This window comes from Hymenobacter siberiensis (assembly GCF_018967865.2).
GTDB lineage: Bacteria > Bacteroidota > Bacteroidia > Cytophagales > Hymenobacteraceae > Hymenobacter > Hymenobacter siberiensis.
This window is the reverse complement of the sequence record NZ_JAHLZY020000001.1, coordinates 45,320-58,737: the sequence shown is the minus strand read 5'-3', so window position 1 is coordinate 58,737 and position 13,418 is coordinate 45,320. Positions and strand designations below refer to the sequence as shown.

General features: G+C 59.6%; 10 protein-coding genes. 2 read left to right on the top strand and 8 right to left on the bottom strand.

All coding sequences use genetic code 11. From position 1 onward, the window contains the following. Positions 1-274: 274 nt before the first annotated feature. Positions 275-3,001: a TonB-dependent receptor gene (locus KQ659_RS00275; protein WP_216685637.1), complete on the top strand. Its 2,727-nt coding sequence runs from the start codon at positions 275-277 to the stop codon at positions 2,999-3,001. Between the two features lie 412 nt (positions 3,002-3,413). Here KQ659_RS00275 and KQ659_RS00270 read toward each other — a convergent pair whose 3' ends face one another. From KQ659_RS00270 to KQ659_RS00235, 8 genes are all read right to left on the bottom strand, one after another. Continuing rightward, positions 3,414-4,019 carry an alpha-ketoglutarate-dependent dioxygenase AlkB family protein gene (locus KQ659_RS00270; RefSeq protein ID WP_216690468.1) on the bottom strand — a complete coding sequence of 202 codons (606 nt, stop codon included), beginning with the start codon at positions 4,017-4,019 and terminating at the stop codon, positions 3,414-3,416. A gap of 265 nt (positions 4,020-4,284) precedes the next feature. Beyond that, positions 4,285-5,835: a glutamate--tRNA ligase gene (gene gltX, locus KQ659_RS00265; protein ID WP_216690469.1), complete on the bottom strand. Its 1,551-nt coding sequence runs from the start codon at positions 5,833-5,835 to the stop codon at positions 4,285-4,287. A 146-nt stretch (positions 5,836-5,981) separates the two neighbouring features. Further along, a complete protein-coding gene (locus KQ659_RS00260; protein ID WP_216679337.1) occupies positions 5,982-6,173 on the bottom strand; it encodes a hypothetical protein in 192 nt (63 codons plus the stop codon). An 80-nt stretch (positions 6,174-6,253) separates the two neighbouring features. After that, a complete protein-coding gene (locus KQ659_RS00255; RefSeq protein ID WP_216679338.1) occupies positions 6,254-6,637 on the bottom strand; it encodes a RidA family protein in 384 nt (127 codons plus the stop codon). 60 nt (positions 6,638-6,697) lie between these two features. Continuing rightward, positions 6,698-8,185: a DUF6056 family protein gene (locus tag KQ659_RS00250; RefSeq protein WP_226915704.1), complete on the bottom strand. Its 1,488-nt coding sequence runs from the start codon at positions 8,183-8,185 to the stop codon at positions 6,698-6,700. 53 nt (positions 8,186-8,238) lie between these two features. Next, positions 8,239-10,074, bottom strand: coding sequence for a glutamine--fructose-6-phosphate transaminase (isomerizing) (gene glmS / locus KQ659_RS00245; protein WP_216690470.1), 1,836 nt, complete (start codon positions 10,072-10,074; stop codon positions 8,239-8,241). A 71-nt stretch (positions 10,075-10,145) separates the two neighbouring features. Then, complete coding sequence (locus KQ659_RS00240; protein ID WP_216690471.1) at positions 10,146-11,642, bottom strand: DUF4270 family protein; 1,497 nt, start codon at positions 11,640-11,642, stop codon at positions 10,146-10,148. Then, positions 11,626-12,438, bottom strand: coding sequence for a glycogen/starch synthase (locus KQ659_RS00235; RefSeq protein WP_216679342.1), 813 nt, complete (start codon positions 12,436-12,438; stop codon positions 11,626-11,628). The genes KQ659_RS00240 and KQ659_RS00235 overlap by 17 nt, the downstream gene beginning before the upstream one ends. A 119-nt stretch (positions 12,439-12,557) precedes the next feature. Between KQ659_RS00235 and panC the strand changes: the two genes are divergently transcribed. Further along, positions 12,558-13,406, top strand: coding sequence for a pantoate--beta-alanine ligase (gene panC, locus KQ659_RS00230; protein WP_216690472.1), 849 nt, complete (start codon positions 12,558-12,560; stop codon positions 13,404-13,406). Positions 13,407-13,418: the final 12 nt, after the last annotated feature.

Here is a 13,418-nt window from a genome sequence, read left to right as displayed (position 1 = left end):
TGCTAGCCGGTGTGCACCTTGCACGGCCGCGTGGTGGCGCACGCAATCCGTAGTGGTGCCGCCGGTTCCCATCCGTGTTATGCTGCAGATTGGAAATTGCCTGGTGGGGGAAGAAGGAGACCCGCAATTGACCGGACACCCCGACATCAGATACTAAATGATTGTTATTCAGAATATATAGCTCGGCTATTGGGACGATGAAATAAGCGCATGCTGCGCTTGATACCGGGAATAAGTAGTAGGTTTGCATACTGTTTTTAAAAATTCCCAAATAATGCAACAACGTTACTTTTTTCTTATCATATGCCTGATGCTGGCGTTGACCGGCTGGGCGCAGGTACCCCAAACCATCAGCGGCACCGTGCAAACGGAGGCCGGAATGCCCCTGCCAGGGGCCACTATTTTCTTCAAAGGCACCTACAATGGCGGTAGCACCAACGAGGAAGGTCAGTTTCAGATAAAAGCGGATTTTTCCAAGGGACCGCAGGTACTTTCCATCTCGTTTGTGGGCTACGAAACCCAGATGCTCACCCTGGCTCAGCCCGACAATGCGCTGGTGGTAACGCTGCGCCCCAGCGCCGTGCTCGACCAGGTGGTGGTGGCCGCTTCCCGCGTAGAGGAAAGCATCGGCCAGGTGCCGGTGACGGTGGAAAAGCTCAGCCAGCGGCAGGTGGAGCAAATTACGACTCCCGATTTGGTGGCCGGTCTCGGCCGCTTCAAGGGCATTGATGTGAGCAGCTCCAGCTTGCTCACCACCAGCTTCAGCACGCGGGGCTTCAACTCCTCGCGCTCGGAGCGTGTCATTCAACTCTCGGATTATATGGACACGCAGGTGCCCAGCCTGAGCAGCTACTTCGGCAACCTGCTGGGTGCGCCGGTGCTCGACGTGGCCAGCGTGGAGATTGTGCACGGCCCGGCCTCGGCCCTCTACGGGGCCAACGCCTTCAACGGCGTACTGCTCACCAACTCGAAAGACCCCTTCAAAGAACCCGGCCTGACGGTGCGCCTGCGCGGCGGCAACCGCGACCTGCTGGACGGCCAGCTGCGCTACGCCACCAAAATCGGCGAGCGGGTGGCATTCAAAATCTCGGGTGGCGCTACGGTGGCCAACGATTTTATTGCCGACAATAAAGACGCAACTTCGGCCCTGATTGAGCCAGCCAACAACCAGCCCGGCTCGGCGGCGGGCTACGACGCAGTGAGCCGTTACGGCGATGTGAACACGGGCTACGTTTTTGCCAATGTGCTGGTGAACCCGGCCACGCGTCAGCCCTACACCAATGCCCAGGGCCAGCCCATTCCGACGCCGGCCGAGCTGCGCGGCAAAACCTTGTTTCTGCCCGGCTTCTCCGAAAGCGAGCTGGTGGCCGGCGACAACAAAACCCATTCCTACAAAGTCGCGCCCAGCCTGTCGGTGCTCCTCACCAACAGCATCAAGGCCACGGCCGACTATAAGTACACCAATGCCACCACTACGTACCAGAGTGCCAGCCGCTACCGTTTCGTAAATGGTGGGGCGCATCAGGGTCGGGTGCAGCTGGAAGGCCGCAACTGGTTTGTGCGCGCCTTCACAACGCACGATTTCTCGGGCGGCACCGGGGCGCAGGCCGATGGTTCCTACAACCTCGGCTTCCTGGGGGGCTTCCTGCAAAATCAGGTGGTGCCCGGCGCTACCACCACCACCTACGGCCAGCGCTACGTGGCCACTTACCTGGGCGGCCTGGCGGCGGGCTTGCCCGTTGCAAATGCTGCTTCCGGGGCAGCCGCTACCTTGCTGCAGCCCGGCACCCAGCTATTTGACGAAGCTCGCAACAAAGTTATCCATGACCCAACGCCCGGGCAGGGCGCGTTGCTGGTTATTCGCTCCATTCTCAACGAGGGCAGCGGCCAGTACACCTTCAATAATAGCATTGCCGACCTGACCGTGGGCGCGGCCTACCGCCAGTACCTGCTGGGCTCCGATGGCAGCCTGTTTGAGGATACCAAGGGCGGCGACCGCATCAAAAACTATGAGTACGGAGCCTACGCCCAAGCCACCAAAGCCCTGTTCGATAGCCACCTGAAGCTGGCTGCCGCCGGCCGCGTCGACCAGTTTCAGAACTTCGGCATGGCGTTTTCACCCCGGGCATCGGTTGTTTTCTCGCCGGGAGCCGATAAGCTCCAGAACTTCCGCGCCAGCTTTAGCCGGGCCTTCCGGGCACCCACGCAGAACGACCAGTACATCAAGCTCGACGTGGGCCGGGCCTTCCTGCTGGGCAACGTGCGCGGCGGTTTCGACGGCTACACGCTGGATGTGCTCAAGGGCGCGTCGCCGGCCGATGCCGCCAACCTCTACCACGCCGACAAGCTGCGCCTCGAAGAAGTGAACAGCTACGAAGTGGGCTACCGCGCCGAGCTGTTCAAGAAGCTCTACATCGACGTGGACTACTTCTACAGCACGTACAACAACTTCATTGCTACCCAGAACTTTGTGGGCCGCCTCGATGGTACGCGTCCCGCGCCGGCCGAGCTGGCCACCACCAATGCTCCCGGCAGCAACGTGCGCGTAATTCAGATTGCGGCCAACGTAGACCAGCGCGTGCAGAGCCAGGGTGCGGGCGTCACGCTGAGCTACGCCTTCGCTCCAAGCCTCACCCTGAATGGCAACTATAGCTACAACGAACTCATTACGAAGAATTTGAAGGCTGGCACGCAGTCGTTCTTCAACACGCCAAAGCATAAGTTCAACTTCGGCCTCGATGGCCAGCTGCTGAACCGGGCGCTGAGCTACAACGTGAACTACCGCTGGGTCGATAGCTTCCTCTACGAGTCCACCTTCGCCACCGGCACCGTGTCCACGGCCCAGACCGTGGATGCGCAGTTGGGCTACAGCCTCAAGGCGCTGCACACCACGCTGCAAGCCGGCGTCACCAACCTCTTTGATACCGCCAACCTGCAGGTGTACGGCGCGCCCAGCTACGGCCGCATCGGCTATTTCGGGCTGCTGTTCGACATCAAGTAGAAAGAAATATTGCTGACGGGAAGCTCCAACCAGTTTCTGGTTGGGGCTTTTTTTATGGCCATCGAATGACGGGCTTCGTTACTGTGGCGCTTGGCAGCCAAGCTGGTACGCTCCTTGTAAACGCCCGGCTGCCGCAGCTGCAAGCAAGCTGGAAAACGGTTGAGATAACCAGCGCTTCTTACCGCTATTATTCATCCTGTTTACGCCCCGTTCTACCGCTGTCCGCCGCCCGGCCCGCCCGCCCGCTGCCCTGCCCGAGTCATCCCTCCCCGCAGATGAGCCTCCGGCTGCCGCCCGGCCCGGCGAGGCAAAGGAGGTACAGCTCATCTCAACCCCGGTTTTGCGAGTGGGCGAATACGAAGGTGGGCGACGGCTACTGCCCGCGCCTGCATGGCCACCCGGGCATTCGCTACTAGCCGGCTGCCCCCGCCACCCACCGAAACGTGAGGTTGAGCCGTGGGCCGATGGGCCGGGCGGTTTTGGGCAGTGCGTGCTGCCAGTGCTGCTGGGTGGAGCCACGCATCAGCAGCAGGCTGCCGCTGGGCAGGTCGAGGCCGAAGGGGGCGTGGGCCAGTCCGGCCCGAGGCCGCAGGCGGAAGCGCCGGGTGGCCCCCAGGCTAAGCGAGGCGATGGCCGGCCCGGGCCCTAGCTCGGGCTCATCGTCGGCGTGCCAGCCCATGCTGTCGCGGCCGTCGCGGTACAGGTTCAGCAGCACGCTGTTGAATCGGGCCCCGGTGGTGGCTTCGAGGCGCTGGCGCAACGCCTGCAGGGCCGGCAGCCAGGGACGTGGCTCCCAGGTCAGGCCCGAGTAGGTGTAGCGGGCCTCCGCATCGCCGTACCAGGCGGTGAGGCGTGGCTGCGGAATTTCCTGCCCAAAGATGCGGATGGACCGCTGCTCCCAGGCCACGGCGGCGGTAAGCTGCGCGAGCAGTGCATCCGCCGCCGTGGCCGGCAAAAAAGCAGGGTCGAACAACAGCTCGGCTTGGGGCAGGGGCAGGGGCAACGGTAAGAGGGCCATAGCAAACGAAAAATATTCGTGTCCACTCATGCGGGTGCGAGCGGTAAATCAAAAAAACGCGGTCCGAAATTCAAGTAGAACCCCCGGGCACCACGGCAGTAAAGCGCCCCGGCGGTGGGAGTGCCTTTGAAAAGACGCCGTACACCAAGCGACAAACCGGACACAAACAGGCCTCCGTCCTGCCCCGTCCAACCATCAGCCTAAGCCGTGTGCTGAACAAGTGCAGACCGAAGGCCTGGGTATAACGGGCGCGAAGTCCGGGGTATTACGCTGCCACGGGAATGCTGACCACGGCCGTGTGCAGGCGCTGAGCCACCTCGGGCACGCCCAAAATCACCAGCGTTTCGAACAGGTCGGGGCCGGCGGCGGCACCGGTCACGGCCACGCGCAGGGCTTGCAGCACCTGGCCGGGCTTGAGGCCCTGGGCCGCCATCGTATCGTTGAACAGGGTTTTCAGGCCTTCGGCCGAAACTTCGGATGCGGTGGGCAGCGCCTCGGCGTAGGCCGTGAGGGCGGCGGCCACGGGGGCGTTCCACTTCTTGCTCACCACGGTTTCGTCGTACTCGGTCGGGGCTTGGAAGAAATATTTGGCTTCCTGCCAGAAATCGTTCGGGAAGCTCACCCGCTCCTTCATCACGCCCACAATCTGCTCGGCTTTCTCCTGGCTGCACACAATGGCATGCTCATGCAGGGCCGTGAGCAGATAGGGGGCCAGCTCGGCGTTGGATTTGGCGCGCAGGTAATGCTCGTTGAACCACTTCACCTTGTTCTGGTCGAACTTGGCCGGTGACTTGCTCACCCGCTCAATTGAGAAGGCCTGAATCAGCTCATCCATTGAGAAAATCTCCTGCTGGGTGCCGGGATTCCAGCCCAGAAACGCTAGGAAATTCACCATTGCCTCGGGCAGGTAGCCCTCTTCGCGATAGCCTTTGCTGACGGTGGCTTCGCCGGTTTCGCTGTCGGTGCCGTGCCACTCCAGCGGGAATACCGGGAAGCCCAGGCGGTCGCCGTCGCGCTTGCTCAGCTTGCCGGTGCCGTCGGGCTTCAGCAGTAGCGGCAAGTGGGCAAACTGCGGCATGGTGCTTTCCCAGCCCAGGTAGCGGTATAGCAGAACGTGCAGCGGGGCCGAAGGTAGCCACTCCTCGCCCCGGATAACGTGGGAGATTTCCATCAGGTGGTCGTCCACGATGTTGGCCAGGTGGTAGGTCGGCATGCCGTCCGATTTCATCAGTACCTTATCGTCCACGGCGCTGGAGTGCACCACTACCCAGCCGCGAATTAAATCCTGAAAGCGAATCTCCTCTTTACGGGGTACTTTCAGACGAATAACGTACTGCGCGCCGCCTTCCAGCAGGGCCTTCACCTCGTCCTCGGGCAGGGTGAGAGAGTTGCGCATCTGGGTGCGGGTGATGCTGTTATACTGCGGATTGGGCACTTTGGCGGCCTGTAGGCGGGCGCGCATGGCATCCAGCTCCTCAGGGGTATCAAAGGCGTAGTAGGCATGGCCAGCCGCGATGAGCTGGTCGGCGTACTGCTTGTACATGGGCTTGCGCTCGCTCTGCTTGTAGGGGCCGTGGGGGCCGCCCACACCCTGGCCTTCATCAATCACGATGCCGACCCAGGCCAGCGCCTCCAGAATGTAGGCTTCGGCCCCGGGCACAAAGCGGTTCTGGTCAGTATCCTCAATGCGCAGCAGCATCTTGCCGCCCAGCTTGCGAGCCAGCAGGTAGTTGTATAGGGCGGTGCGTACGCCGCCAATGTGCAGCGGCCCGGTGGGCGAAGGTGCGAAACGCACCCGAACTTCTCTCTCGGTCATAACAGAAAAAAAGCGCGTCCCGGAGCTCGGAACGCGCCACAAAGGTCGGGGTCATTTAACAATTATCAACTACCATTTAACAGCCGTCCTGGCTGACCAGCTGGCACAATGAGAACGACTGTTAAATGGTAATTGTTAAATGAAAATCAGTCCCGGTTTTTAAAACCCAGCCAGAGCACCAGTCCGAGCAGCGTAATGCCGCCCCTGATGCCCCAGGCCACAGCGGCACTCCACTGGTCAATCCACGTCAGGAAGACGTAGTGAATATTGGGGTTGATGAGAGGCAGCGCCAGCGAAATAAGCCCAATAATGAGCAGGCCGAGTCCAAGTTCTTTCATAAGCAGTAGAACGCGTATTCGCTTGTTCCAGCGGCTAACGATGAAGCCAGTTCGGTAGTATGAGCAAGCTAATGCTTGTGCTACGCTCCTACCGCGATGCAGGAGATTTCCACCTGCACATCGCGCGGCAGGCGCGCTACTTCCACGGTTTCGCGGGCGGGCGCAGTGGCTTCATCGAAGTAAGAGCCATACACCTGGTTGATGGTGGCGAAATTGCCGAGGTCTTTTACGAAGATGCTGCACTTCACCACATCGGTCAGGGTGAGGCCGGCGGCGGCCAGCACGGCGGTCAGGTTCTTCAGCACCTGGTGCGTCTGGGCGGCCACGTCGCCCTCTACCAGCTGCCCGGCGGCGTCGAGCGGAATCTGACCCGAAACGTACACGGTATTGCCCGCCTTCACGGCTTGCGAGTAGGGGCCAATGGGGGCCGGAGCCTGGTCGGTGAGGATAATCTGGTGGGACATTGGTATGGGGTTGAGTGATTAGGAGCCAAAGTAAAAGTATGCGGCGGATATACTGGCGGGTTATTGCGCTAAGTCCGGGATTTCCGGCGTGGTCAGTACTTGCGGCACGCCAAAATAATAGGCGTAGTCCCGCAGGAAAGCCTGATTTCTCGTGCCCGCTACGTTGAAGCAATACAGCAAGCTGGGGCGAGTGTGCAGCGGGTATATCGTAACAGTGGGCCTGCCGGCAGCCAGGGTCTGGTAGCGAGCCCGTAGCTCGGCATCGTAGCGGGCCGCATCGCCGCCGAGCCACTGCTGATAAGCCCGCATTGCATTGTTGCTGCCGTTCCCCGCCAATCGGCGACGGGTCTGCACATTGAAGTCGGTAAAAAAGAATACGACCAGCAAGCCCATCCATACCAGCCGCAGAGGCGGCACCGTCAGGGCCGCGACTACGGCCGATGCCTGCTCCTGCCGACAGCACCAAGCCAGCAGTACCCCAAACCAACCGACGACAAAAAACAGATACATGGTGGTGCGCGCCCGCAAAGGCAGCCCCGTGCCACTGGCATAAAAGGCCGGGCAATTGGCCGCCGCCAGCAGTAGGCTCAGAAAAAGGGCCAGCACGCCAGCCGGGATGTGGCTTAGCAAGCCTACCAGCAATTGGTCTCGTTGCCGGGCTATCCGGTGGAGCGTGGGCAGCAGCAGCGCCGACAAAGCTAGGAGCAAGGGGTTGCCGGCCCAGGTCAGCAGCAGGTAAGCTGTGGTTACGCCCGAGTACAGCAGCGTTTTTACTACGCCAAACGACTCTCCCATGCTGCTCATGCGCGCAAAGTTGCCGGGTGCCGTGAATGAAACGATGCTCCCCGCCATGGCTAGGGCTGCTAGGGCTGCGATGAATAAGCTTCGGCTGCGCCACCATCTCAGCAGGGCACCCGCCAGTAGCGCCAGCAGAAACGGAAAAGCGACCGGCTCGGTAGTGCCCGCCACCGCCACCGTCAGCCCAACCAGCGCTGCCCCCCAGCCCACACCGGATTGCCCCCGCTGCCGCACTTTCCTATGCTGTGCAAAGGCGGCCAACCAGATAAACGCCAGCCAGGCCGATGCGATGTAGGTATAAGCTCCGGTGAACCAGTACAAGCCCTCCGCCTGCCCTGGGGCATATGCCAGCCATAGGCAGAGCAGCAAACCTGCCCCGCGCCAAGCCGTTCCGTTGGGAATACGCAGCAGCGTGCCCAGGCAGAGCCTCAGCACCAGCAATGTGCCCAGCATAAAGCTCAGCACCATTGGCCACCAATTGCTCTCCAGCCGGGTGTAAATCAGCGGGTTCACCAGGGCCAGCAATACCGTAGTAGTATAGCGGCCGGTATGGCTCATGTAAAAGTATTTTTGCGCTGCCCAAAACCCTAGTTTCCGTACTATCACAGCATCCAAGATGTCATCGAGGCAGGGGTGGCTGAAAAAGGACAGCGCCGCAAATGGCAACGCCACCAATACCAAACTGACGGTAATCAGTAGGTTTTGGTGGCGTTGAAAAAATCCGGGAACCGACTCTAATGAGTTGCTCATTAAGAAGGATGAATGGCTTGCTTAGTAGCAGCAACCATTGGGCTATTTTAATATTACTCCACCGTCACCGACTTGGCCAGGTTACGGGGCTGGTCGACGTTGCAGCCGCGTAGTACGGCGATGTGGTAGGAGAGGAGCTGCAACGGCACCACCGACACCAGCGGCATCAGCACTTCCGAAGTATGAGGCACCTCAATCACGTACTCGGCCATGGCCGGAATCACCGTGTCGCCTTCGCTCACGATGGCGATGATACGGCCCTTGCGAGCTTTCACCTCCTGAATGTTGCTCACCACCTTCTCGTAAGAACCGTCGCGGGTGGCAATCACTACCATCGGCATGTTCTCGTCAATCAGGGCAATGGGGCCGTGCTTCATCTCGGCGGCGGGGTAGCCTTCAGCGTGGATATAGCTGATTTCCTTGAGCTTGAGTGCGCCTTCCAGTGCTACTGGGAAGTTGTAGCCGCGGCCTAGGTATAGGAAGTTGGTGGCATCCTTGAACTCCTCGGCAATCTCCTGAATCTGGGCATCCAGCAGCAGGGCCTTCTCTACTTTCGACGGAATCGTCTCCAATTCCACCATCAGCTCGCGCAGCTTGGTGTCGGTAATGGTGCCGCGCTTCTGACCCATAATCATGGCCAGCAGCGTGAGCACGGTAACCTGCGCCGTGAAGGCTTTGGTCGAAGCCACCCCAATTTCGGGGCCGGCGTGGGTGTATGCACCAGCGTCCGTAGCGCGAGCAATGCTGCTGCCCACCACGTTGCAAATGCCGAAGATGGTTGCGCCCTTGCTCTTGGCCAACTCGATGGCGGCCAGCGTATCAGCCGTCTCACCACTCTGCGAAATGGCAATCACGATGTCGCGCTCCGTGATAATCGGGTTGCGGTAGCGGAATTCCGACGCGTACTCCACTTCTACCGGAATGCGGGCCAGGTCCTCAATCAGGTACTCGGCCACCAGACCGGCGTGCCACGAAGTACCGCAGGCAACGATGATGATGCGCTGGGCATTGATAAACTTCTGCTCGTAGGCCCGGATGCCGCCCATGTTCAGGTGGCCGGCTTCCAGTTCCAGGCGGCCGCGCATGGAGTCGAGGATGGAGCGGGGCTGCTCGAAAATCTCTTTCAGCATGAAGTGCGGGTAACCGCCCTTCTCAATGGAGTCAAGCTCCATCTCCAGCTTCTGGATATAGGGCGTCTGGCTCACATCTTCCTTGCTGCGAATCTCCAGTTGGCCATCGCGGATAACCACGATTTCGTAATCATTCACATACACCACTTCGTTGGTGTACTCGATGATGGGCGTGGCATCGGAGGCAATGAAAAACTCGCCTTCACCAATACCAATCACCATCGGCGAGCCTTTGCGGGCGGCGATGAGCTGGTTGGGCGCATCCTTGCTGAGCACCACGATGGCGTAAGCCCCTACTACTTCGTGCAGCGCCAGGCGCACGGCCTCCTCCAGCGAGCAATGATTCTGCTTTTGGATTTCCTCAATTAGGTTCACGAAAACTTCCGTGTCTGTATCGGAATGGAAAACATGGCCCTGCTGCTGCAAGTGCGTTTTCAGCGCCGCGTAGTTTTCGATGATACCATTGTGGATGATGGCAATGCGCTCTGACGTAGAGAAGTGCGGATGAGCGTTTACGTCGTTGGGTTCGCCGTGGGTAGCCCAACGGGTGTGTCCCATACCCACATTGGCGTGGGTGTTTTTGTCGCTCAGGAAATTTTCTAATTCCGCGACTTTGCCCTTTTTCTTATAAACGCTCAGGTCGCAGTTGAGCAGCGCTACGCCCGCCGAGTCGTACCCGCGGTATTCGAGCCGACGCAGGCCTTTGAGGATGATGGGGCAGGCCTCACGATGGCCCAAATAAGCAACAATGCCGCACATGGCAGATGGGGTTAAATTATTGAAAGTCAGGTATTGAGTGCAGTGGCCGGATGCAGGTCACCCGTCCGGCGCTAACGCTGGGAGTAGTATACGCGCAAGGTTATTTTTGCGGCATCAATGGCAGCCCGGTCAAGGGTTAGGGTATTCGAGTTCAGGTTACCGTAGGAGCGAAGGCTGGGCACCAGCACCAGGGCATCAGGGGTGCTGTCGAGTTTATTGGTCAGGTAAGCCTGTAAGTAGCTAGTAACTGGAATGCTGTAGTACGGCTGGCTCGACGTGCCGTCAACCAGCAGGCTGTAGGCGGGGAAGCCTGCACTTACCTGGGGCGTTCCATCGGCCTGCACTACCCGGTCAACGGTCGTATAGTTCACGATGCGTTGCAGCACCTCATTCGCGGTGTTCACTTCCATGGCATAAAGCCGGGTAGGGTTGGTAAACAGCGCGTTGGAAAAAGGCTTTACCGGTACGCGCAGCTCGGCGCGGTTTACGGTCAGTCCGGGCTTTGCGGCTAGGGCAGGCAGGCCGGTGAAGGCAATGCGCGTGCCCAGCCCCGTGCCTTCCTGGGCGTAGCTGGTGTTGTTGAGGTCGCCCGAGGCCACAAAACCAGGGCGGGTAGCCAGCGCCTGAAGCGCAGGGGGCAACGTGTTAATAATCTGAGTGTAGTAGCGGGGGTCGCTAGCGGTAGAAGCTCCGGTGGATAAATAGGCAGATACCGCCCCGAAGTAAATCGGGTAAAAGTGCTTCAGCACATTGTTGGTAGCGCCCGTCGAGTGGAAGTACACAACGAGGCGCGGCACGCCGTTTTGGCCAAAGCTCAGGATGTTAGCGTTGTGACTGGCGCTGGGAGTGATGGCCAGGCCTTTCAGCAACGCATTGAGTTGGGCCTGCGTGAAATTGGTCTGCTGAAGCTGCTGGAAAAAATTAGTGAAAAATGTCGACGACACCGCCGGCTGACCAGCGGCAGCCGTAGTGCGTTGCAGTATCAGGCGCACGGTGGGGTCCGGCGCAATGGTCGTCACTGCCGGAACGGCGGGGTTGGCGGTGGTGGCCGCTATAGCTGCCGTAACGGTTTGCACCTGGGTGCGGTCGAGGCGGCTGGTCAGGTTCTGGCCCAGCAGCGCTCCCAGCGGAGTGCTGGTGCCTGCGTCGTACACCTGTCGGTCGTCGAGCGGGTTAGCAAGCTGATAGACATCGTATTGTACTGGGGTCGTGCTGCCATTCACCTTGTCGAAGCCCAGCACCACCACCACCGAGTCCATTACCGGCGTGGTGAACTTAGAAGGCAGCGAGTCGGCCACCGCACCGTTAAGCAAGTTGAAATAGGCCCGGGCTTCGGTCAGGCCAGCCACGTTGTCGTTGAGGCGGCCGATGAGGAAACGGTCCTTTTTCAGGCTTTGCACCGGCGCGAGGCGCACGGTGCCGCTCGTCACGGGCAGGTCCAGGTATTGAGTGCTGATGCCCGAGGTATCGGGTAGGTCCACGTTGAGGGCGGTGCCCGTGTCGCAGCCCGTCAGGGCCAGTGCGGCAAACGCCACCAGAGGGGCACAGCGGCTAGTTAGCCAATTCATTGTAGAGCGCTAGGTAAGAAGAGTGCAGGTTTTCGTCGGTAGCCACCTGGCTAAGCTTGTTGTGCAGGGCGTATTCGTGAAACATGCCGTTCATGTTGTCCGAAAAATCTTCGTCGGACCGCACCACGGTATCGGCATACTCCATGCCCATTTTAATAAAGCCGCTGAAATCAGCTGTTTTCAACGAGGCCATCATGGAATCGTCGATGTCAAGCATCTTGGCTTTTTCGAGGATATTGCCCTCAAATTTTTCCTGAAACTCGTTGCTGTAAATCGAAAATACCGACTTGGCATCCTTGAACACCGGGTCTTTTTTGTAGGTGGTTTTCAGGTACAACGGAATCAGACCGGTCATCCAGTCGGAGCAGTGCACGATGTTGGGCGACCAGCCCAGCTTCTTTACCGTTTCGAGTACGCCTTTGCAGAAAAAGATGGCGCGCTCGTCGTTGTCGGCGTAGAATTTATCGTTTTTGTCGACCAAAGCCGACTTGCGGTGGAAATAATCTTCGTTATCGATAAAATAAACCTGCAACTTTGCCGTCGGAATCGAGGCAACTTTGATGACCAGGGGTTTTTCGTCGTCGCCAACAGCAATGTTGATGCCCGACAGGCGCACTACCTCGTGCAACCGGTTCTTGCGCTCGTTGATAATGCCAAAACGCGGCACGAAAATCCGGATTTCGCAGCCCATCTCCTGCATGCTTGCGGGCAGGCGCCGCAGCATTTCAGCCACCTTGGTGGTCTGGAGAAAGGGGTCAATTTCGGTGGCCGCGTAAAGGATTCGTAGCTTCGACATAAAGAAATTATTGAAGAGAATGGAACAAGGCCATGCTATGGGTGCACAAAATTAAACAATTTTGAGCGGAAAATCAATAAAAGCTACTTTGGGGGCCGTTCCAATTGCCTTCCTCTTCTATGCAGATACTAACTACCGCCGCCGGGTTGCAAGCCTATACCGAACAGGCGCGCCAGGCTGGCCAACGGGTGGGACTGGTGCCCACCATGGGGGCCTTACACGCCGGCCATATTCAGCTGGTGCAGGCTGCCCGGGCCGAATGCAACGAGGTAATAGCCACCATCTTCGTTAATCCCACGCAGTTCAACAATGCCGATGATTTTCGGCTCTATCCCCGGGTGCCGGAGGCCGATGCGGCCCTGCTGGCCCCGGCTGGCTGCACGGCCTTATTCGTGCCTTCGGTGGAGGAAATATACCCCCGGCCCGCAGTGTTGCTGTTCGATTTCGGGGCCCTGGAACAAGTGATGGAAGGGGCGCACCGGCCCGGTCATTTCAATGGCGTGGCCACGGTGGTGAGCAAATTGTTCCATCTGGCCCGCCCGCACCGGGCATATTTTGGCCAGAAGGACTGGCAGCAGGTGGCTGTAGTGAAGCAGCTGGTGGCCGACCTGTCGTTTGACCTGGAGATTGTGGCCTGCCCCACCATTCGGGAAGCCGATGGCCTGGCCATGTCCTCGCGCAACCGCCGGCTCGATGCGCCCGCCCGGGCCGTGGCTCCGCTGCTCTACCAGGTGCTGAGCGCCGCCGCTGCCCAGGTGCAGCAGGGGGTGGCCCCGGCCCAGGTGCAGGCTGACGCCTTTGCTACGCTGGCCCGGGAGCCCGGCATCATCCCCGAATACGTGGAAATAGCCGATGCCCAGACCCTGCAGCCGCTGGCTAGCTACGTGCCCGGCCGGGCCGTGGTGCTGTGCTTGGCCGCTCACTTGGGCGGCGTGCGGCTGATTGACAACGTGGTAGTGGGCGGCTAGGTCCAACCGAAG